The organism is Phenylobacterium sp. T106 (genome assembly GCF_057219735.1).
Genome location: NZ_JBXVWA010000007.1, coordinates 36,571 through 57,391, shown reverse-complemented (window position 1 = coordinate 57,391; position 20,821 = coordinate 36,571). Strand labels below are relative to the sequence as shown.

General features: G+C 70.8%; 19 protein-coding genes and 1 pseudogene. 13 read left to right on the top strand and 7 right to left on the bottom strand.

Annotated features, from left to right (window positions below):
• Window positions 1–92: 92 nt before the first annotated feature.
• Complete coding sequence (locus AC2D8W_RS16025; RefSeq protein ID WP_484672369.1) at window positions 93–710, bottom strand: ATP-dependent Clp protease proteolytic subunit; 618 nt, start codon at window positions 708–710, stop codon at window positions 93–95.
• 106 nt (window positions 711–816) lie between these two features.
• The gene (locus tag AC2D8W_RS16020) at window positions 817–2,292 is read right to left on the bottom strand and encodes a M20 family peptidase (RefSeq protein ID WP_484672520.1); all 1,476 of its coding nucleotides are present in this window, start codon (window positions 2,290–2,292) and stop codon (window positions 817–819) included.
• Window positions 2,293–2,372: 80 nt separating this feature from the next.
• Here AC2D8W_RS16020 and AC2D8W_RS16015 point away from each other — a divergent pair, with 80 nt between their 5' ends.
• Entirely contained in the window at window positions 2,373–3,101 is a 729-nt protein-coding gene (locus tag AC2D8W_RS16015; protein WP_484672368.1) for an extensin-like domain-containing protein, read from the top strand.
• Between the two features lies 1 nt (window position 3,102).
• On the opposite strand, the gene AC2D8W_RS16010 is transcribed toward AC2D8W_RS16015, so the two are convergent.
• On the bottom strand, window positions 3,103–5,007 hold the full coding sequence (locus AC2D8W_RS16010; RefSeq protein ID WP_484672367.1) for an outer membrane protein assembly factor BamB family protein: 1,905 nt from the start codon (window positions 5,005–5,007) through the stop codon (window positions 3,103–3,105).
• A 159-nt stretch (window positions 5,008–5,166) separates the two neighbouring features.
• Between AC2D8W_RS16010 and AC2D8W_RS16005 the strand changes: the two genes are divergently transcribed.
• The 3 genes from AC2D8W_RS16005 (at window position 5,167) to AC2D8W_RS15995 (ending at window position 7,427) form a co-directional block, all read left to right on the top strand.
• A complete protein-coding gene (locus tag AC2D8W_RS16005) occupies window positions 5,167–5,961 on the top strand; it encodes an SDR family oxidoreductase (RefSeq protein ID WP_484672366.1) in 795 nt (264 codons plus the stop codon).
• 145 nt (window positions 5,962–6,106) lie between these two features.
• The gene (locus AC2D8W_RS16000) at window positions 6,107–6,424 is read left to right on the top strand and encodes a hypothetical protein (RefSeq protein ID WP_484672365.1); all 318 of its coding nucleotides are present in this window, start codon (window positions 6,107–6,109) and stop codon (window positions 6,422–6,424) included.
• Between the two features lie 157 nt (window positions 6,425–6,581).
• Window positions 6,582–7,427, top strand: a complete 846-nt coding sequence (locus AC2D8W_RS15995) for an SDR family NAD(P)-dependent oxidoreductase (RefSeq protein WP_484672364.1) — start codon at window positions 6,582–6,584, stop codon at window positions 7,425–7,427.
• Here the strand turns inward: AC2D8W_RS15995 and AC2D8W_RS15990 are convergent.
• A complete protein-coding gene (locus AC2D8W_RS15990; protein WP_293484837.1) occupies window positions 7,424–9,745 on the bottom strand; it encodes a sensor histidine kinase in 2,322 nt (773 codons plus the stop codon). The two genes, AC2D8W_RS15995 and AC2D8W_RS15990, sit on opposite strands and share 4 nt — an antisense overlap.
• 101 nt (window positions 9,746–9,846) lie before the next feature.
• Here AC2D8W_RS15990 and AC2D8W_RS15985 point away from each other — a divergent pair, with 101 nt between their 5' ends.
• From AC2D8W_RS15985 to AC2D8W_RS15960, 6 genes are all read left to right on the top strand, one after another.
• Window positions 9,847–10,413 (top strand): hypothetical protein, encoded by a 567-nt coding sequence (locus AC2D8W_RS15985; RefSeq protein ID WP_484672363.1) that lies wholly within the window; start codon window positions 9,847–9,849, stop codon window positions 10,411–10,413.
• Window positions 10,406–10,816 (top strand): metallopeptidase family protein, encoded by a 411-nt coding sequence (locus AC2D8W_RS15980; protein WP_484672362.1) that lies wholly within the window; start codon window positions 10,406–10,408, stop codon window positions 10,814–10,816. Before AC2D8W_RS15985 ends, AC2D8W_RS15980 begins: the two co-directional genes overlap by 8 nt.
• A gap of 105 nt (window positions 10,817–10,921) precedes the next feature.
• The gene (locus tag AC2D8W_RS15975; RefSeq protein ID WP_293484843.1) at window positions 10,922–12,049 is read left to right on the top strand and encodes a ferritin-like domain-containing protein; all 1,128 of its coding nucleotides are present in this window, start codon (window positions 10,922–10,924) and stop codon (window positions 12,047–12,049) included.
• Window positions 12,050–12,228: 179 nt separating this feature from the next.
• Window positions 12,229–12,759: a lipocalin family protein gene (locus AC2D8W_RS15970; RefSeq protein WP_293484845.1), complete on the top strand. Its 531-nt coding sequence runs from the start codon at window positions 12,229–12,231 to the stop codon at window positions 12,757–12,759.
• A 47-nt stretch (window positions 12,760–12,806) separates the two neighbouring features.
• Window positions 12,807–13,253, top strand: a complete 447-nt coding sequence (mmcB, locus tag AC2D8W_RS15965) for a DNA repair putative endonuclease MmcB (protein WP_484672361.1) — start codon at window positions 12,807–12,809, stop codon at window positions 13,251–13,253.
• A gap of 56 nt (window positions 13,254–13,309) precedes the next feature.
• Window positions 13,310–13,765, top strand: coding sequence for a PA2169 family four-helix-bundle protein (locus tag AC2D8W_RS15960; RefSeq protein WP_484672360.1), 456 nt, complete (start codon window positions 13,310–13,312; stop codon window positions 13,763–13,765).
• A 45-nt stretch (window positions 13,766–13,810) separates the two neighbouring features.
• On the opposite strand, the gene AC2D8W_RS15955 is transcribed toward AC2D8W_RS15960, so the two are convergent.
• Both AC2D8W_RS15955 and AC2D8W_RS15950 read right to left on the bottom strand, forming a co-directional pair.
• Window positions 13,811–14,368 (bottom strand): ActR/PrrA/RegA family redox response regulator transcription factor, encoded by a 558-nt coding sequence (locus AC2D8W_RS15955; RefSeq protein ID WP_293484851.1) that lies wholly within the window; start codon window positions 14,366–14,368, stop codon window positions 13,811–13,813.
• Window positions 14,369–14,444: 76 nt separating this feature from the next.
• Entirely contained in the window at window positions 14,445–15,785 is a 1,341-nt protein-coding gene (locus tag AC2D8W_RS15950) for an ActS/PrrB/RegB family redox-sensitive histidine kinase (protein ID WP_484672359.1), read from the bottom strand.
• A 39-nt stretch (window positions 15,786–15,824) separates the two neighbouring features.
• Here AC2D8W_RS15950 and AC2D8W_RS15945 point away from each other — a divergent pair, with 39 nt between their 5' ends.
• The 3 genes and pseudogenes from AC2D8W_RS15945 (at window position 15,825) to AC2D8W_RS15935 (ending at window position 18,684) form a co-directional block, all read left to right on the top strand.
• Window positions 15,825–16,436 carry an SCO family protein gene (locus tag AC2D8W_RS15945; protein WP_484672358.1) on the top strand — a complete coding sequence of 204 codons (612 nt, stop codon included), beginning with the start codon at window positions 15,825–15,827 and terminating at the stop codon, window positions 16,434–16,436.
• 145 nt (window positions 16,437–16,581) lie between these two features.
• A pseudogene (locus tag AC2D8W_RS15940) lies at window positions 16,582–17,820 on the top strand (polyhydroxyalkanoate depolymerase); the annotation flags it as partial.
• A 120-nt stretch (window positions 17,821–17,940) separates the two neighbouring features.
• The gene (locus tag AC2D8W_RS15935) at window positions 17,941–18,684 is read left to right on the top strand and encodes a M48 family metallopeptidase (RefSeq protein ID WP_484672357.1); all 744 of its coding nucleotides are present in this window, start codon (window positions 17,941–17,943) and stop codon (window positions 18,682–18,684) included.
• Between the two features lie 38 nt (window positions 18,685–18,722).
• On the opposite strand, the gene AC2D8W_RS15930 is transcribed toward AC2D8W_RS15935, so the two are convergent.
• Window positions 18,723–20,732: a transglycosylase domain-containing protein gene (locus AC2D8W_RS15930; protein WP_484672356.1), complete on the bottom strand. Its 2,010-nt coding sequence runs from the start codon at window positions 20,730–20,732 to the stop codon at window positions 18,723–18,725.
• Window positions 20,733–20,821 lie beyond the last annotated feature (89 nt).

Sequence of the window (20,821 nt, the reverse complement as noted above, 5' to 3'; positions counted from 1 at the left end):
GAGGCTGGCCCGCCGGCCCCTCCGCCTCGGATGGAACCCGCTCCGTCCGGCGCCGGCGGCGCGATCCGCCTCCCCCGCGGGGGAGGACCTGGTCAGACCTCGGACGCGTCGGTGATGATCTTGCCGACCAGGCCGTAGTCGACCGCCTGCTCGGCGCTCATCCAGAAGTTCCGCTGGGTGTCCTTGACCACCCGCTCGTAGGTCTGGCCGGTCTCGCGGGCGATCATCCGGTTGACGCGTTCCTGCATCTTGATGATCTCCTCGGCCTCGATCTGGATGTCCGAGGCCTGGCCGCGCACGCCGCCGGCGGGCTGGTGCAGCAGGAAGCGGGTGTTCGGCAGGCAGAGGCGGTTTTCCTTGGTGGCGCCCAGGAAGATGTGCGCGCCGGCCGAGGCCACCCAGCCGGTGCCGATCACCTTCACCTGCGCCCCGCAGAAGCGGATCATGTCGTGGATCGTGTCGCCGCTCTCCACGTGGCCGCCCGGCGAATTGATGAACACGCGGATCGGCTTGTCGCTCTCGGCGGCGAAGGCGGTGATCTGGGCGGTGACGCGCTCGGCCAGGCGCATGTCGATCTCGCCGAAGATGAGCACGGTGCGCGACTTGAAGAGCGCGTTCTGCACCGGCCCCGACGTCATCGGCATGTCGGGCAGGCGGCCCTTGTCCTCGTCGTCGCCGTCTTCGTCGAGGTAGGAGATCCACTTCAGCATCGGTCGCGCGTCCTTCGCCGCCACTGCGGCTCTTGTCTGGTCCCCTGGAGTTATTGGTCCGCGGCGGTTCCGGCAAGTGCGGAGGTCTTCCTTGGGCCGCCGCGGGCTATCCCGCGCTGGTCACGATCAGCCGCGCGTAGAACTGGATCATCTTCTCCAGGTTCCTGAGCGTCAGGTGCTCGTTGGTGCCGTGGATCATCTGCACGTCCGTCATCGAGAACTCCACCGGCTGGAAGCGATAGACGTCCTTGGCGACCGGCGTCAGGAACCGGCTGTCTGTGCCCGCGGTCACCAGGCTGGGCGCCACCGGGGCCTCGGCCACCGCGCCGGCGGTGGCGGCGATCATCTTCCAGCCCCAGGACCGGGTGGACGAGACGGGCGAGGGCTCGTTCGGCGGCGACGCCCACTCCAGCCTGACCGGAAGATCGCCCACGGCGCTCCGGGCCCGCGCCATCACCGTGGCCGAGGTGTCGCCGGGCGCGATGCGGTAGTTGATCCACGCGGCGGCGTCCTGCGGCAGCACGTTCTCCTTGGGGCTGCCCTTCAGCATCGTGGGCGCGATGGTGGTGTGCAGCAGGGCCGCCCCGGCGGGCGTGGCGGCCGCCTGGTCGACCAGCAGCCGCCCGAACAGCCATTCGTTGGCCACCGCCATGCGCACCGGGAACGACGCCTGGGGCGCCACCGTGCGGATCATCGCCGCGCCCGGCCCGCGGAACTCCAGGGGGAACGGCTTGCCGTTGATGGCGGTCACCGCGCGGGCCAGGGTCACGACGCCCCCGCCGTCCGCAGGCGGGGCCGACGAGTGTCCCCCCGGCGCGGGCGCCGTCACCTTCAAGGTGCCGTAGCCCTTCTCGGCCCTGCCGACGACCGCCAGCTTGCCGCCGGTCAGCGGATTGTCGAGCAGCACCGCTAGGCCTTCGTCCAGCACGAACTCGGCCGTGACGCCCCGGGCCTTCAGGTAGTCGGCCGCGGCCCGGGCGCCCTGGCCGATCACCTCCTCGTCACCGCCGAAGACCAGGATCACGGTGCGCTTCGGCCGGAATCCCTGCCGGGCCAGGGTCTCCACCGCCTCGAGGATCCCGATCAGGGACCCCTTGTCGTCGACCGCGCCGCGCCCCCAGACCGCGCCATCCGCCACCGCGCCGCCGAACGGCGGGTGCTTCCAGTCGCCCTCGGTCCCCGGCGTGACCGGCACCACGTCCTGGTGCGCCATCAGGATGATCGGCGCGAGCGCCGGGTCGCTGCCCGCCCAGGTGTAGAGCAGCGTCCGGCTGGCCAGCTCGACGCGGCTCATTGCGCCGTGCGCGACCGGATAGGCGGTGCGCAGGAATCCATGGAGCCGGGTCCACTCGGCGTCCACGTCCTCGGCGCGGTCCTGATGGCGCACGGTGGGGATCTGGATGGCGAGGCTCAGGTGCTCCGCCGCCCGGGCCGCGTCGAGGGCGACCGGCGCGGCGACCTGCACGCCCGAGACGTCGGCTGCGTCCGAGGGTTTCAGGGCCAGGGTCCGTGCGACGACCACGACGACCAGCACCAGGGCCGCGGCCAGGACGCCCAGGGCGATCCGCCCGAGAACACGCATCATCGAGAATCCTCCCGACCCCGACCGAGCTTTGACGCCGGCGCCATTGAACCGCAAGCCGGCTGGGCCATTCCGCCGGGGTGATCCGCCTCAAGCCCGCGTCGCCGGAAGCCCTGGCCCTCGCCGGGTTGCTCGGCGGTCTCCTGGATGTCGCCATCGTCGCGCTCCTCCTCGGAGTCGCCGTGGCGCGCTGGGCTCCGCCCGAGGACCTCCCCTGGACGCCGCTGGAGCTCGCGGCCCCCGTCGGCCTCGCCACCGTCGCCAAGTTCGAGCGCGCGGCGGGCGACCCCGCGCAATGCCGCGCCATCCTGCGCGAGGGCGGCGTCGCGTTCGCCGAGCACCCCGATCGCGTCTCCGGCAGCTGCTCGACGCGCAACACGCTGCGGCCGGCCGGGCCCGTGCCGCTGGCCCCGGCGGCGCCGGTGATGACCTGCCCGCAGGCGCTCGCCTACGCCTTCTGGGCGCGCCACGCGGTGCAGCCCGTGGCCGAGGCCGAGCTCGGCGTCCGCATCGCGCGGATCGAGCACTACGGGACCTACGCCTGCCGCAACGTCTACGGGCGCGCGACCGGGGCCAGGAGCCAGCATGCCTTTGCGAACGCGCTCGATGTCGCCGCCTTCAGGACCGAGGACGGAGAGAGCGTCAGCGTGCTGAACGACTTCGACGACCCCGGCCCCGAGGGCCGGTTTCTCCGACGGGCGCGCGACGGCGCCTGCCGCTGGTTCCGCGCCGTGCTGAGCCCCGACTACAACGCCGCGCACCGCGACCATCTTCATCTGGACCGCGGGCGGTTCGACGCGTGCCGCTGAACTACCTGGGCCGGAAGGCGAGCAGCACGTTCCCGGGCGCCTGGCCGAACATCCCGTAGCCGGACCCCACGAGCACCAGCCCGTTGACGCCAACGATCGAGGCCGCGTCGATCGAGCCCCCCTTGCCGGGCACGCCGTTCAGGGTCGGGAAGTCGCGCAGGGTGTCGTAGGACCACAGCGCCTTGCCCGTGCGCGTGTCGATGGCGAAGAGACGCCCGTCGAGGCTGCCCTGGATCGCCACGCCGTCGATGACCGTCGGCGCGCCCGAGAAGCCGTACAGGCGCTCGCACCGAGGCGCCTTCTTGCCCCGCTCACCGGCGCAGTCGGGGCCGACCGAGTACTGCCACCTGATCGCGCCCGTATTGGCGTCGACGCCGTAGAGCCCCGGGGTCAGCTTCGCGTCGATCGGCGGGCCGCCGGGAAGCTGACGGCCGACCGCGGCCACCGGCACGATCACGGTGTCGTCCAGGAAGGCGATGCCCCAGTGGATGCCGCCGTTCGGCGCGCCCGTGCCTATGTCGGTCCGCCACACGACCTTGCCTGTGTCCGGGTCCAGGGCCCAGACCGTTCCGGACTTCTGGCCCGCCAGCACCAGATCGCGGCCGCTCTTGAGCTTCACCGCCATGAAGGAGGCGCCGAAGTCCACGTCGCGATAGACGGTCTCGGGCGCCTTGACGCAGTTGAGCCGGCCCGCGGGCGGGCTCAGGCCGCAGCCCACGTTGAAGATGTCGTCGGCCGTCGCCTGGTGGCTCCAGGCCTCGGTTCCGTCCTTCAGGCGGATGGCGATCAGGGCGTCGGTGTTGCGGTGGGCAGGCGGCGAGTTGGATTCCCCGGTCCCGAAGAAGATCAGCCCGCGCTTCTCGTCGACCACGGGCGAGTTCCAGATCGGCGCGCCGGACGGTCCCAGAAGCGGCTTGCCGTCACCGCGGTCCCGCACCGGCTGCGCGTCGGGCATGGTGTCGTATCGCCACTGCTGCGCGCCGGTCTTCGGGTCCAGCGACAGCACGTAGCCGTGGTTGGTGCAGCAGGCGACGCTGTTGTTGGCCGCCACCATGATCTCGAACTGGCTGACCGGGACGATGATGCGGTCCTTCAGCACGCGCGGCGTGCCCGTGGTCATCGAGTAGGCGTACGAGCCCACGTGCTTCGTCCAGAGCGCCTTGCCGGTGCGCGCGTCGACGACATGGACCGTGGTGTCCAGGCCGGCGAACGCCAGCACCGGGACGCCGTCGGCGAGGACGCCGTAGGCGGCGCTGGTCCGCAGCGGCGCGCCCAGGGCCCGGTACACCCACTTCACGCAGGGCTTCGCCGGGTCGCTGACGTCGAAGGCGTACAGGGCCGAGGACTCGGCCACGGGGAGGAACACCATGTCGCCCACCACGGCCGGCTGCGCGCGGATCATGGTCGTCTCGGGGAAGCCGATGGCCCACGCCAGGTCGAGGCGCGATAGGGAGGCCTTGCTGAGACCGGTCTGGCGGGCCGACAGGGCCCGGGTCTGCCGCGCGTCGAAGCCGAAGGTGGTGACGGTGGGGGCGCCCTTCAGGTCCACGTTCCGGCCCGGGCAGGCCATCGCCTGGCTCCAGGTCTCGACGGACGCCTGCGAGCGGCCGGTCAGATAGTTGATCAGCTGGCCCCGTTCCTCGGGCGACAGCCCCTCGGCCATCGCCTTCATCTTGCCCTGGGACATGGCGAACTCGAGCGTCTGGACGCTCATGCCTTCCAGCGCGGCCTTTGCGGGGGACCGCGTGGCCTCGGGATTGTCGTGGCAGGCCGCGCATTTGAGCCGGTAGAGCGCCTGGCCGGGATGCGGCATCTGGCTCGCCGTCTGCGCCGACAGCGACGACCCGGCCGCCCACACGCCGGCCGCCGCCAGCATCCCCGCGGCGATGCCCCAAAGACCCCGCATCCACTTCCCCCGACATTCCGGGCGGCTCTGACGCGGCCGCCTCGATTTTTCGAAGATACGGCATCCCGGCCGCGCGTCCAGCCGACGCCGGCTTGACCTGACGGCGCCCGGCGTCGCAAATGCGCGCTCAAATCAAACAAATGTTTGGAGGAGCCCGCGATGGCCGTTCTGGAAGCCCCCAAGGTGAGCGCCAAGGGTCTGTTCGACCTCACCGGCAAGGTGGCCGTGATCACCGGATCCTCCCGCGGCATCGGCCGCGCCATCGCCGAGCGCTTCGCGCAGCAGGGCGCCAAGGTGGTGATCTCGTCGCGCAAGGCCGGGCCCTGCGAGGAAGTCGCCGCCGCGATCAACGCCGAGTATCCCGGCCACGCCATCGCCGTGCCGGCCAACATCTCGTCGAAGGAGGATCTCCAGCGGCTGATGGACGAGACCCGCAAGGCGTTCGGCCAGATCGACATCCTGGTCTGCAACGCCGCGTCGAACCCGTTCTACGGCAGCCAGCTCGACATCACCGACGACGCCTTCAACAAGATCCTGTCGAACAACATCGTGGCCAACAACTGGATGGTCCAGATGGTCGCGCCCGAGATGAAGGCCCGCATGGACGGGTCGATCATCATCATCTCGTCCATCGGCGGCCTGCGCGGCAGCCAGGTGATCGGCGCCTACTGCATCTCCAAGGCCGCCGACATGCAGCTCGCCCGCAACCTCGCCGGCGAGCTGGGTCCCTACAACATCCGCGTCAACTGCGTCGCGCCGGGCCTGGTGAAGACCGACTTCGCCAAGGCGCTGTGGGACACGCCGGCCGGGGAGGAGCGCGCCAGCTCGGGCACGCCGCTGCGCCGCCTGGGCGAGCCGGACGACATCGCCGGCGCCGCCGTCTACCTGGCGTCGCGCGCGGGGGCCTGGACCACGGGCCAGACGATCGTCGTGGACGGCGGCTCCACCTCCTGACGCCCTGAGCCCGTCCCGATTGGCCTGACTCGGGCCGACGGAGGGTTCCTGCGGATGCCTGATGCTCGTGCGGGAAGCGCTCCGGCGGGCGGCTGCAACCGGAGCGGAGTCGCGCCCGACGAAGAGTTCTGCTTTTGTTCTGTTCATGGACAACAAGCGGATGCGCGCCATTCCCCTGGGCGCCGAGGCGTCGGTGGGCGACTTCCAGCGGTACCCCGGCTGCCGGTTCACGATCACCTGCAGCCTGTGCGGCTGGACGAAGGCCTACAACCCGGAACGGGTGGTGCGCCGCCTGCGCGAACTCCGTGCGGGCGGCCACGCCACGCCGCTGAGCCGGCTCGGCGCCCGCGTCCAGTGGCCCTGTCCGGGATGCGGGCGGCTGAAGTGGCGCGCGGGCCTGGCCTGGCCCGCGGGCCTACAGCCCGATGAAGTGCGGCGGCTGACCAACCGGTACCGCAACTAGCCTCCCGGCCGTAGCCGCGCGCGCTCGGGATCACAGGCGGTCTCAGCCGCCCGGTGACTCTCCCCGAGAGAGCGCGGCGAGGCTGACGCGACGTCCGCCTTGTCTCCCCGTCGTCCCGGTCGTCTGATGTCGCCGTCAGGGAACAGCGGGAAGCGCCATGTACGATCTCTCGGGCAAGGTCGCCGTCATCACCGGCGCGGCCAGCGGCATGGGGCAGGCGGCCGCCATCCTGTTCGCGCAGCAGGGCGCCCATGTCGTCCTCGCCGACCTCAACACCGCCGGGGGCGAGGAGACCGCCGCCGAGGCCTCGCGGGCCGGGCCGAAGTGCGTCTTCCAGCGCACCGACGTGTCGCAGGAAGCGGATGTGGCCGCCATGGTCGGGCGCGCCGTCTCGGAGTTCGGCAAGCTCGACATCCTGTTCAACAACGCGGGCATCGGCGGCGCCGTCGGGCCGCTGGAGAACATCGCCGTGGACGACTGGGACCGGACCCAGGCGGTCTGCCTCCGGGGCGTCTTCCTCGGCATCAAGCACGCGATCGGCCCGATGCGGGCGAACGGCAAGGGCGCCATCGTCTCCACCGCCTCCACGGCGGGCATCGACGGCTATTCGGGCCTGCACGCCTATTGCGCGGCCAAGGCCGGCGTCGTGAACCTCACCCGTTCGGCCGCCCTGCAGCTCGCCTGCGACTTCATCCGCGTGAACTGCATCGCGCCGGGCGGCGTCTCGACGCCGATCGTCTGGAACGGCACGGCGAACCGGGATGCAGTCGAAGGCATGCTGCTGAACGCCCAGCCCCTGCCGCAGGTGGGCCAGCCGATCGACATCGCCAACGCCGCGCTGTTCCTGGCCAGCGACGCCGCCCAGTTCATCACCGGTCACACGCTGGTGGTGGACGGCGGGGCCACGGCAGGCGCCCTCGTCACGGCGCCGAAACGGGGCGGTCAGCCCACCGGCTACGGGGCCCAGCGGACCTTCGCCGGTCCCAGCTACGAGCTGGGCTAGCTCGCGAACCCGAGTTCCGGCTGGGTGATCGCCTGCGCTTCCTCGGGAAGGTGGCAGGTGAAGGTGGCTCCGGCGCCCGGCTCGCTCTCCAGCGCCACCCAGCCCCCGTGCAGCTCCGTGAGCGCCTTGACCAGGGCGAGGCCCAGCCCGGGACCGCCCCGCTCGCGGCCGATGAAGCGGTCGAAAATGTGCGCCTGGACGTGGAACGGGATGCCGCGCCCGGTGTCCGAAACCTGCAGCTGGACCTCGCCCAGGGCCTTGCGGGCCGCGAGCGTGACCGTGCCCCCCGGCGGCGTCTGCCCGATGGCGTTCTCCATCAGGTGGTCGAGGATCTGGCTCAGCCGCCGGCGGTCGCCGCGGATGACGCCGACGTCTCCGGGGCGTTCCAGGACGATCGAGACCTTCCCGGGCTCGGCCTCGGACCGCCAGCGCGCGGCGACCTCGATCAGCAGGTCGGCCACGTTCACCGGTCCCAGGTCGAGCGCCATCTCGTCGGCGTCGATCTCCGCCATGTCGAGCACGTCGTCGATCGAGCGCGCCAGCTGCGTGGCCGCCGACTTCACCGCCGCCGCATAGCCGCGGGCGCGCTCCGACAGCCCGTCGCCCGAATGCTCGAGCAGCTCGGAGTAGCCGATGATGGTGGTGAGCGGGGTGCGCAGCTCGTAGCTGACGTTGCCGACGAAATCGCGCTTCAGGCGCTCGGTCTCGGTGAGGGCCTGCTCGCGGTCGGCCAGCGCGCTCTCCAGGCGCCGCGCATCCGTGACGTCGGTGAAGGCGATCAGCGTGGCGCCGTCGGGGAGCGGGCGGGTCCGGTACTCGATGACCCGGTCGTCCGACGTCTGGGACTCGCCCGTGATCGGCATCCGCGCGGCGGGGTCGGGATCGGTGACCCGGCCCTTCAGCTCCTTCCAGAACGCCATGTCGTGCAGCTTGTGGACGCAGAGCTCGACCACGCCCTCGAAGCCGCCGGCCGCCTCGAGCTGCAGCGGCGTGATGTTCCAGAAGCGCTCGAAGCTCTCGTTGTGCAGGCGCAGCCGCCCGTCCGACCCGAACACCGCGACGGCGTCCGAAAGCTTGTCCAGCGTGGCCTGCTGCACCTGCACCAGGGCGCTGAACTGGGCCTTCATGCGCAGCTCGCCGGTGATGTCGGAGAACAGCAGCAGGATGCCGCCGAGGGGGTGGGGCTGGCGCGAGACGCGCAGCGTCCGTCCGTCGGGCGTCGACCACATCTCGTCCGGCGTGGCGTCGAGCCGCTCGTAGCGGTCGAGCTCGGCGGCCTTCCACCTGGCGTAGTCCGCCGTCTCGGGCAGCCGGCGGCGCTGGCGCAGCCGGTCCAGCACCTCGCCGTGCGTGGGTCGCTCGCTCAGCCAGGCCGGCTCCAGGCCCCACAACTCGGCGAAGGCGGTGTTGTGGAAGCTGAGGCGCTTGGCCTTGTCGAAGATCACGACGGCGTCGTCGATCCGGTTCAGGGTCTCGTCGTGGGCCTCGATGTTGCGCTTGATGTCCTCGCGCGCTTCCTCGAGCTCGGTCTGGTCGTCGGTCCACACGCCCACGCCGCCGCCGTCGAGCGGCTGGGCGGTGATGTGGAAGGCGCGACGGCGCCCGTTCAGCGACAGCCAGCGCAGGCTCTCGCGGCGCTGGCCCAGGTTGGCCGCCTCGCTGGCGATGGCGTCCGCGCCCCGGTCGAAGGTCGCGCCGCGCTGCGCCGCCTCGTCGAGCGAGCCGGCGTCCACCGCCTTCAGCCAGGCGCCGTTGACCCAGACCGGCGACCCGTCCGCCGCGGCGATCCAGGCGGGTTCGCTGCGCGAGTTCAGGAAGGCGGCGAAGCGGGGCGCGGTGGGCAGGCCCTGGTCCTCGCCGAGGACGCCGGATACGCGCAGCCACGCCAGGGCCCCGGCGGCGCGCCCCTCGACGGTGACCACGCCCGCGGGCCCCTTCACCTCGAACGCGCAGGCCTCGCCACGCTCGAACAGCGCGCGAAGCCTCCGGGCGTGGTCGGGATCCGCCCGCATCAGAGCGTTCAGCACCACCTGCGGGTCGCAGCCGCTGAGGCCCAGCGCCTCGCAGCAGACGCCGAGGCTCTCCTCGCCCGAGGCCAGCAGCGCCTGGCCGTCCTCCACGGCGAGCAGGGCGGAGTCGAAGGCCTCCGCCGAGGCCTGGGCGGTCTCGGCGCGCGCCTCCAGCTGGCGGATCCTGCCCGCGAGCTCGGCCACGCGGCGATCCGCGGCGCGGCGCTGGGCGAACGCCCAGAGCACCGCGGACAGCGCCAGGCTGACCGCGCCCGCAGCGGCCGCGAGGATCAGGTCTTGCGCGCTCATCACGCCCCGAATCAGTTCCTGCGCAGCTTAGGCCCCGCTTGGCCCCCGGGCACGCGCTACCCACGTTCTAATCCGGCAGATAATCGTCGAGAATGCGCCCGATGACCGCGATCCTCTACCCGGTGGCGACCAATGCGGAGCAGGCCCTGAGCCGCCCGCTGGGCCGCGCCGCGCGCGAAAGCGAGGCGGTGCGCCGCGCGGGCGAGGCGGTGGTCTTCACCAGCGACGCCGTCGGGCCGGCGTTCGCCACGCGCGAGGCGGCGCTCGACGCCTACCGCGGCCGGATCGAGGACGAACGCACGGGTGCGTCGCCCGAAGCCGTGGACCGATACTGCCGGCTCGTCGAGCAGGTCGCCGACGGCGCGCCGCGGCCCAGGCCCGTGGAGCCGGTCTACGCCGACGGGCGGCGCTGGCCCGATCCGCCCAGGGCGGCCCGGACGGTCTGGCGGCTCTCCGTCTCGTACTGGCGGGTGGGGACGGCCGAGCGGCCCCTGGACACGCCGCAGGCGCGGCAGGCGCGCAAGTCGAAACAGGCGCTCGACCCCGACACCCTGCGCGCCATCGCCCGGGCGCCGCTCCGGCCCACCCGGCCGCAGCAGCCGCTCGACATCGGCCTGTTCGAGGTCCGGCCCCCCGAGGCCCCCCACATCGTGATGCCGGATGAGTGAGCCGACCTCCTGGGGCCGCGCCCCCTCCCTGGACGACCTCGCCGAACTCGCCGAGCGCGCCTTCGCCGGACTGCCCGAAGGCTTCCGCACGCTGGCCGGCGACGTGGTCTTCCGCGTGGACGACTTCCCGCCCGACGACGTCCTTGAGGACCTGGGGATCGAGGACAGCTTCGGCCTCACGGGCCTGTACTCCGGCGTCAGTCTCGCCGAACGCAGCGTCTTCGGGCCGGAACCCGAGCCCTCGCGCGTCTTCCTGTACCGCCGCCCGATCCTCGACGAGTGGGCCGAACACGGGGAGATCTCGCTGGAGGAGCTGGTGACCCACGTCCTCGTGCACGAGATCGGCCACCACTTCGGGCTGTCCGACGCTCAGATCGACGCGATCGAGGCGGCGGTGGAATAGGCCGCCGGCGCGGCGTCCCCAGAACCTGACGCGCCCGTCACTTTCCTTGACTGAACGGTGTTAAGACCGCATTTTCTCCGGCCGGACCCCAGCGAGGATTTTGGCATGGCCGCCGACGGCAACATCACCAAGGACGTGATCTACGACGCGGTGTCTCCCGACGACTTCGAGTCGATGCTCGAGCTCGACCGCTACAACGCCCGCTCGACCGCCTTCGACAAGATCATCTCGGCCACCCACGACCACTTCTGGGATCCGCTCGACAAGAAGTACATCGACTTCGACGAGCCCTTCGACATGGAAAACACCATGATCCTCCCCGAGGAGATGGTGATCTCGCTGCAGACCGATTACGTGTCGAACGCGCTGAAGACGCAGAAGGACCGGGTCCGCTTCGTCAACCAGTTCACCCTGCGCACCTTCTCCTCGATCCTGCACGGCGAGCAGGGCGCGCTGAACCTGTCGGCCAGCCTCTGCCACGTGCTGAAGGACCAGGGCGCGCAGGAGTACGCCGCCAACCAGACGCGCGAGGAAGCGCGCCACGTCACGGCTTTCGCCAAGTACATCAAGGCCCGCTGGGGCCGTCCGGTGGAGTGCGGCCCGACGCTGAAGGCGCTGCTGGTCGACATCATCCACTCGCCCGAAGTCTACAAGAAGATCATCGGCATGCAGATGCTGGTCGAAGGCCTGGCCATGGGCGCCTTCGCCACGATCTTCAAGCTGACCAACGACCCGCTGGCCCGCAAGCTGACCCAGCTGGTGATGACCGACGAGGCGTTCCACCACAAGTTCGGGAAGATCTGGGCCGACCGCACCATCCCGCACCTGACGGAGAAGGAGCACGAGATCATCGAGCTCTGGGCCGCCCAGTGCTTCCAGACCCTGCTCTTCAACCTCGTGGGCCCGACGCAGCAGCGCAGCCTCTACGAGGAGTTCGGCCTGGATCCCGAGATCGTCATCGCCGAACTGGGCAAGCTGATCACGGACGACACCCGCCGCGAGGGCATGAAGGAGCAGACCAACATCTTCCGCGTGCTGGTGAAGACCCTGCTCAACGCCGGCATCATCACCGACCGGACCAAGGCGTTCTACGGCATGTACGTCGACATGGACGAGCTGAAGGCCGAGGGCGACAAGATGGTCGGCGACGACATCGCCGAGGAGGGCATCCGCTTCCTCCAGGAGATCAATTTCGCCGACAAGGCCAAGCAGGTCCTGATCGCCGCCGAATAGACGGCCGCCGCACGGACCCGGTTTCGGAGAGGCTCCGCGAAGGCGGAGCCTCTTTTCGTCTGGGCTTTGCCGCCGCTTGCTGCGAGGCGACCGTTCATCCTCCGGTCACCAAAGCTGCGTCCCAATGGCGCGGCTCCGGGATTGGCGTTTGGCCCTCGTTTCGTATATTGCACTGCAACATGCCCCGATCGTTGCTCCCGACGGCGCTTGGCGCCGCCCTGTTGCTCGCTCCCTTCGCCCCGGCCCAGGCTGCGGTCGAGCCCACGGGGCGCATCGAGATCTCCAAGATGATGGGCCGCTGGTACGAGGTGGCCCGCACGCCGAACGCGCTGCAGCGCGGCTGCGTCGCCGGCGCCTCCGACTGGAAGCCGGCCCCAAACGGGTTCGCGGTCGTCCAGTCCTGCCACAAGGGCGGGTCCAACGGCCCGCTCTCGGTCTGGAAGGCGAAGGCCACCGTGTCCGACCCCCGGACGAACGCCAAGCTGAAGATGAGCTTCTTCGGCGGCGTGGTGAGCCAGAACTACGTCGTGCTCGAGCACCGGCCCGACCAGGGCTGGCTCGCGCTCGCCACCGCCGACGGCAAGTACTTCTGGCTGATGGCGCAGCGGCCGGTCCTGCCGGCGGCCGCCCGGAGCCAGGCGCTGGCCCGCTTCCGCCAACTCGGCTTCGACGTGGGCCGTCTTGAGTTTCCGCTGCCGATGGGCAGCTGAGCGCCGGATTCTGTTGACTCGGAACGAAGGCGGAACAAGGTGATCGCATGGACGTCACCGTCGTCGTCTCCCGGCCCGAGACCACCGCCACCGTCACGCGCGGCGCGGCGCGGCTGCTGAGCGCCCTGGGCTATGCGCCGCTCGCGGAAGTGACCCTCCCGAACGGCCGACGCGCCGACCTGATGGCGCTGGGGCCCAAGGGCGAGATCTTCATCGTCGAGGTGAAGTCGGGCGTCGAGGACTTCCGGGTGGACCTGAAGTGGCCCGAGTACCTGCCCTACTGCGACGCCTTCGCCTTCGCCGTCGCCCCGGAGTTCCCGCGCGAGATCCTGCCCGATGAGCCAGGCCTCATCGTCGCCGACGGCTTCGGCGGCGCGATCCTCCGCGAAGCCCCCGCAGCCCCGCTCGCGGGCGCCCGGCGCAAGGCCCTGACGCTGGCCTTCGCGCGCCTCGCCGCCATGCGCGCCGCCGGCGTGGCGGCGACCGAGCTCTAAAGGAACACCTCCGCGCCGACCGGGGTTGTGCTGCCGCTCAACCCATGGAGTCGCAGATGCACAACGAACGCGAACACGCGGTCAAGGTCCTGAACAGCCTGATCGAAACCACCCTCGACAGCGCCAACGGATACCGGGAGGCGGCCGAGAACGCCTCCGAAGGGCAGCTCAAGACCATGTTCGCCGAGCGCGCCGCGCGCCGGATGGAGCTGACGCGCCAGCTTCAGCAGGAGGTGCGTTCGTTCGGCGGGGAGCCCGAAGACGATCAGTCCTTGCTCGGCAAGGCCCACAACAAGTTCGTCGACCTGAAGAACGCCGTCATGGGCGGGCGCGACGACACCGCGGTGATCGACGAAGTGGAGCGGGGCGAGGACTTCATCAAGGGCAAGTTTGAGGCCGCGCTGGACGACGGGGAGCTGCCCATGGAGGCGCGCCAGGTGGTGACGCGCGCGTGCGAGCAGATCCGCCTCGAGCACGACGAAGTGAGCGCCATGAAGCGCGCACGCCACTGACCCCCGACGGCCGGTCCTTTCCCGACGGCGGGGGAGGGCCGGCGCCTACTTCGGGGCGCGCTTGGCGAGGATCCGCTGCAGCGTGCGGCGGTGCATGTTGAGGCGGCGCGCGGTTTCCGAGACGTTGTGGTTGCACAGCTCGTAGACGCGCTGGATGTGCTCCCATCGCACGCGGTCGGCGCTCATCGGATTGTCGGGCGGCGCCGGGGCCTGGTCCCCACGCGCCAGCAGCGCGCGCACCACATCGTCGGCGTCCGCGGGCTTCGACAGGTAGTCCACGGCGCCCGCCTTCACCGCCTGGACGGCCGTGGCGATGTTGCCGTAGCCGGTCAGCATGATGATCCGCGCGTCGGGCCGCGCGTCCCGGACAGCTTCGACCACCTTCAGGCCCGAGCCGTCTTCCAGGCGCATGTCGAGCACGGCGTACGCCGGCGCGCGTTGACGCACGGCCTGCATCGCCTCCTGGACGCTGCCCACCAGCGTTGGCTCGAAGCCCCGCTGCTCCAGCGCGCGGCCGAGGCGCGTCCGCAGCGGCGCGTCGTCGTCCAGCACGAGCAGACTGCGATCGGCGAGGCCCGCGACTTCAGCGGAAAGGTCGGTCATGCGTCGTCCCTCCGGAAGGATGCGTCAGACTGTCGCACCTTGATGGCTTCGTGCAAGCGCTGCCGTGTCTCCAGCATCAAGACGCCTCCACCCGCGACCTGGGCCAGCGCACCGCCACCACGGCGCCGCGCGGCTTCGCATTGTGAAACGTCACTTCCGCCCCAGTTCGTTCCAAAAGCGTCTTGGCGATGAAGAATCCGAGACCCATTCCGACGTGGCCGGTCCGTGATCCCTCGGCGCCCGGGCGGCTCGTGACATAGGGCTCGCCCAGCTTCGCCAGGATGTCGGGCGCGAACCCCGGGCCGTCGTCGCGCACCTCGATCGTGATCGTGTCCGCGTCGAAGCGGGCGGACACCAGGATCTCGGACCGCGCGAAATCCACGGCGTTCTCCAGGAAGGTCGTGAACGCGTGGGTGATCTCCGGCAGGCGGCGGACATCGGGCGCCTTCAGGTCCTTGGCGCCGGTGACGATGGCCTCGACCCGCACCTCCTTGCTCGCATTGGCGTGAGGCTCGATCACCTCCTGCACCAGCTGGCGCAGCGAGAGGCGTTCGTGCACGGCGTCGGAGGCCCGGTCGGGCGTGGCGGTCAGGCGCTTCAGGATCTCGCGGCACCGCTCGGCCTGGGCGATGAGCAGCTCGGCGTCCTCCTTGACGGTCGCCGTCTGCGCCTCGCGCGCCATCTCCTTGGCGACGATGGCGATGGTCGCCAGCGGCGTGCCCAGCTCGTGGGCGGCGGCGGCGGCCAGCGCGCCCAGCGCCGAGAGCCGTTGCTCGCGCGCCAGGACCGTCTGGGTCACATCGAGCGCGAGCGAGATGCGCGCGGCCTCCACCACGGACTGCCGGACGTAGCCGGCGACGAGCGCGATGCCGGCGATGTTCGCGACGCCGGCGATGATCCGGAACTCCAGGCTGAACCGCTCAGAGCCGGGATAGGGCAGGTAGATGATCGCCAGCAGCATCGAGGCCGCCGAGGCCAGGCCCGCCACGAAGAGCAGCGGGCGCAGGGGCAGGGTCGCCGCCGCCAGCGTGACGGGCGCGATCAGGAGCAGCACGAACGGGTTGGCCGTGCCGCCCACGAGGCTCACCACGGCGGAGAGCTGGAGCACGTCGATCGACAGCTGTCCGATCGCCTCGCGGTCGGCCATCACCCGCTGCATCGGGCCGGACACGCGGGTGGCGAGGTTGATCGCGGCGCCCGCCGCGATCACGCCCGCGCACGCCAGGTAGGGCGCGTCGTACCGCAGCAGGAACGCCATGGCGGCCACCAGCACGGCCTCGCCGAAGATCACCATCCAGCGGACGTTCACCAGGGTCCGCACCCGCAGGTGGCCCCTGCGGATGTCGGCGGTGTCCCACACGTCTTGCGGCGCGTTGGGCGCCGCCGTATCGAGGCTGCTGACCGGGGCGTGGGTCATTCCGCGGCCCCCCGCGGCGAGCCCGGCGAAGGAGTGCGCATGTCCAGGCGGATCCTGGCGGTCATTGCGGTCTTGGCTGTCGCGTTGGCCATACTCACCGCTCTCGCCGTCCGCAGGGGCGTACTCGGCCCCACCGACCAGAGCGCGGCCGTGGGCGGACCGTTCCAACTGGTCGACACATCCGGACGTACGGTCGATCAGGACGTCCTGAAGGGCAAGTGGAGCGTGGTGTTCTTCGGCTTCACCCACTGTCCGGACATCTGCCCGACGACCCTGTTCGAGATGGGCCAGGTGGAGCCGCTGCTCGGCGGAGAGGCCGCAAAGGTCCAGACCGTGCTGATCTCGGTGGACCCCCAGCGCGACACGGTGGAGCAGATGCGCGCCTATGTGGCGAACCCGGCGTTTCCCAAGCGGCTGATCGGCCTAACCGGCACGCCGGCCCAGGTGGACGTCGCGGCCAAGGCCTACCGGGTGTTCTACCAGAAGTCCGGCGAGGGCCCCGATTACCAGGTGAACCACGCGGCCTACAGCTACCTGATGAACCCGAAGGGCCGCCTGGCGTGCGTCCTGCCCTACGAACTGACGCCCGAGCAGACGGCGGCGAAGATCAGGACCGCCATGCAGGCGGGCCCCGCCGCGGACCATTGCTGACGCTCACAGAGACCGCCTTGTTCTGCGGCGCCGCATAGCTGTGCTGTTTCGCCGCTTGCGGGATTCGTCTCGCGGCGCGCATCCTTCGCCTTGCGCAAGCCGTTAACACCCGACAGGGTATGTTGCGGCGCACAAGGTTCAGACGATGCTCTACACGCTCTATGAGGCCGGCTACTACGCAGCTTCGCCGCTCCGCTGGGCGGCGCTGGCGGCGCGTGACTTCTGGAGTTCGCCGCTCAACCCCGCGTCCGACACCGAGGTGGGCAAGCGCCTCTACGCCACGTCGGACCTGTTCGCGAACCTGACGCGCCGCTACGGCAAGCCGGACTGGAACATCGGCTCGGTCGCCATCAGCGGCAGCCGGGTTCGGGTGCGCACGCAGGAGGTCTGGTCCAGCCCCTGGTGCAAGCTCACGCACTTCGCGCGCGACATGAGCGACCTGCGCCGCGCCGGGAAGACCGAGCTGGAGCCGGCGGTCCTGATCGCGGCGCCGCTGTCCGGCCACTACGCGACCCTGCTGCGCGGCACGGTGGAGGCCTTCCTCCAGGACCACGAGGTCTTCATCACCGAGTGGACGAACGCGCGCGACGTGCCGCTCGTCGAGGGCCGTTTCGACTTCCACGACTACATCGACCACGTCCGGGAGATGCTGCGCCAGCTGGGCCCGCGCCCGCATGTGGTCGCCGTCTGCCAGCCCGGGCCGCCGGTGCTCGCGGCGGTCTCGCTCATGGCCGAGGACAACGAGGAGTGCCGTCCCGCCTCGATGACCTTCATGGGCTCGCCGATCGATGCGCGCCTCTCGCCCACGGTGACCAACAAGCTGGCCGAGGAGCGGCCGTTCGCCTGGTTCGAGTCCAACATGATCTACAACGTGCCGCCGCCCCACCTGGGCGCGGGCCGGCGCGTCTATCCGGGCTTCGTGCAGCTGGCGAGCTTCATGTCGATGAACCTCGACAAGCACCAGGAAGCGCACCGGCGCTACCTGTCCCACCTGATGGAGGGCGACGGGGACTCCGCCGACAAGCACCTGGAGTTCTACGACGAGTACCTCTCGGTGCTCGATCTCACCGAAGAGTTCTACCTGCAGACCGTGGATGTGGTCTTCCAGCGCTACCTGCTGCCGAAGGGCGAGCTGGAGCACCGCGGCCGGCGGGTGAAGCCCGAGCGGATCACCGACGTGGGCCTGCTCACCGTCGAGGGCGAGAACGACGACATCTCGGGCATCGGCCAGACGCAGGCGGCGCACAGGCTCTGCCTCGGCCTGCCGGTCGAGATGAAGGAAGACTACATCCAGCCGCACGTAGGCCACTACGGCGTGTTCAACGGCAAGCGCTTCCGCGAGGAGATCTATCCCCGGGTGCGCGAGTTCGTGCGCCGGATGGAGAAGGACGTGAAGCGGCGCCCGGCGGCGGCCGCCGCGCGGGCCACCGAGGCCGACGGCGTCGTGCAGATCCGTCCGCGGGCCGCCAAGACCTAGCCGCGTCTGTCGCCTAGCCTGGGCGCGATGAACATCCTGAGTCGCCCCTCGAGCCTGTCCGACGGCGATCATCTCGAGATCGCCGGCGCCCGCGTGCGCCTCAAGGTCAATGTGCGCGCCCGGCGGGTCTCGCTGCGGCTCGACCGCACGCGACGGGAGGTCGTGGCCACGGCGCCCTCCCTGCGCCGGCTGCCGGAAGCCGCCGCCTTCGCCCGCGAGCGCGCCGGCTGGATCGTGGAGCGGATGGCCGAGCTGCCGGCCACGGCGACGCTGGCGCCCGGGATGCTGATCGAGGTCTTCGGCCGGCCGGTGCGGCTGGAGTCCGGCGCAGGCCGTGCGCGCTGGATCGAACCCGTCGACGGCTCGACGGCCCGCATCGCCGCCATGGGCGAAGGCGAGGGGTTTTCCCGCGCCGTCATGCTCGTCCTCAAGAGGAAGGCCGCCGAGGTGCTCACGGCGCGCACCGCGCACTACGCAGCCCGGCTGGGCGCCCCGATGCCGAAGGTGACGGTGGCGGACGCGAAGTCGCGCTGGGGGTCGTGCCGGCCAGGCCCGCGCGGCGGGCCCGGGTCGATCCGCTACTCCTGGCGGCTGGCGCTGGCGCCGTTCGAGGTGGCCGACTACGTCGCGGCCCACGAGTGTGCGCACCTCCTCGAGCTGAACCACGGCCCGCGCTTCTGGGCCCACGTCCGCAGCCTCGTCGGCGACGAACGCCGGCATCGCGCCTGGCTGCGGGCTGAGGGGGCCAGGCTGCACGCCTTCGGGCGCTGACCGGCCGCCCGCCGCGCGGGGATTCCTGCGCGGCCGTCCTAGAAGGGCGGCTCCTGCTGGCGGCGCTCGCGGTCGCGGGCCCGCGGCGGCGGCGCATCCTCGAACTCGGACGGGGGCGCCTCCTCGCGGTCGCCGCGGAAGAAGTCGGTCACCCCTTCCAGGATCTGGTCGATCGGCCCCTCGTCCTCGGGCGGCGGAGCGAGGTCGCCGCCCGGGATCGGGGCGACCTTCAGGCGGGGCAGGGCGGCGGTCATGTAGTCGCGCCAGATCCCGGCCGGCGCGCCGCCGCCGGTCACCCGGCGCATGGGCTTGTTGTCGTCCTTGCCCACCCAGACGGCGGTCACGAAGCCGCCTGTGTACCCCACGAACCAGGCGTCCCTGTAGTCGGACGTGGTGCCGGTCTTGCCGGCCAGGTCGTAGCCGCGGACGCTGGCGCGGGTACCGGTCCCGCCGGTGATCGTCCCGCGCATCATCGTGACCATGTAGGCGAGCGCGGGCTGGCCGATCACCTGGGCGCGGGGCGCCTTGTCCATGTTGTGGTCGTAAAGCACGCGCCCGCCGGCCGTGCGGATCCGTTCGATGCCGTATCCGCGGGCCAGGAAGCCGCCGTTGGCGAACGGCGCATAGGCCTGGGCCATCTCGAGCGGAGAGACTTCAACGGCGCCCAGCGCCATCGAGGGGTCGAGCTGGATGGGCGAGGAGATCCCCAGCCGCCGGGCGGTCGCCGCCACGTTGGCCGTGCCCACCTCGTTGGCGAGCCTCGCCGCGACCGTGTTCACCGACTGCGCAAAGGCCGTGCGGATCGTGATCGGCCCCAGGAACTCGCCGGTGTAGTTGCGCGGCTCCCACTCGCCGATCTTGATCGGCTCGTCCACGACCGGCGTCTCGGGCGTGCGGCCGGCCTCCATGGCGGTGAGGTAGACGAAGGGCTTGAAGGCCGAGCCCGCCTGCCGACGCGCCATCGTGGCGCGGTCGAACTGCGTCTGCAGGTAGCTGGTGCCGCCGACGTAGGCGCGGATCCGGCCTTCCCCGTCGATGGAGACCAGCGCGGCCTGCTCGACGCCCTGGCCCTTGGCGGCGTTCACCCCGGCCAGCACCGACTGCTCGGCGCTCGCCTGCAGCGGCAGGTCGAGGGTGGTCTCCACGACGAGATCCTCGGTCGGCTCGCCCACGAGCGTGCGCACCTGGTCGTCGACCCAGTCCGTGAAGTACTGCGCCCGCTGGTTGGCCAGCACGGGGTTCACGCGGACCTTGGTGCGGATCGCCGCCTCGCGCTCGGCGGGCGTGATGAAGCCGTACTCGACCATCTCGTCGAGCACGATGGTGGCCCGGCGCGCCGCCCGATCCGTGGAGGCCACGGGCGAGTAGCGCGAGGGCCCCTTCATGAGTCCGGCCAGCAGGGCGCTTTCGCCCAGGGACAGCTGGGCGGCCGGCTTGCCGAAGTAGCGCTGTGAGGCCGCCTCGATGCCGTAGGCGCCGGCGCCGAAGTAGACGCGGTTGAGGTACAGCTCGAGGATCTGCTTCTTCGAGAACTTGGCCTCGAGCCAGACGGCCAGGATCAGCTCCTGGGCCTTGCGGCGATAGTTCTGGTTGGGCGTCAGGAACAGGTTGCGGGCGAGCTGCTGGGTGATCGTCGACCCGCCGCGCAGGGGCCCGCCGCTGTCCTTGTTGCGCATGTTGTAGATCTGGCTTCGGACGATGCCCCACGGGTTGAACCCGAAGTGCCAGTAGAACCAGCGGTCCTCGATGGCGATGAAGGCCTTGGGCACATGCGGCGGCAGGCGGTCGAGGTCGATCGGCGGCGCGTACTGGCTGCCGCGCACCGCGATCAGGCCGCCCGACCTGTCGAGATAGCTCACCGACGGCTGGCGCTTCACGTCGTACAGCTTGGACGTGTCCGGCAGGTCCACGGCGAAGACCGCGAAGAAGGCCACCAGGAAGATCAGCCCCCACACGCCCAGCACGAGGGTCCAGTAGATCAGCCCTTGCAGGAACGTGCGCCTGGGGCGGGGCTCACGGCCACCGTCCGGCGACTGCGCATTGGCCATTCGGAGTTTCTTCCTAACCGCTCACGGGCCGTCCGGCCCTGCCTGGTGCCAAAGCCGACGGAACGCCCAACATGCTTGACGAGATATGA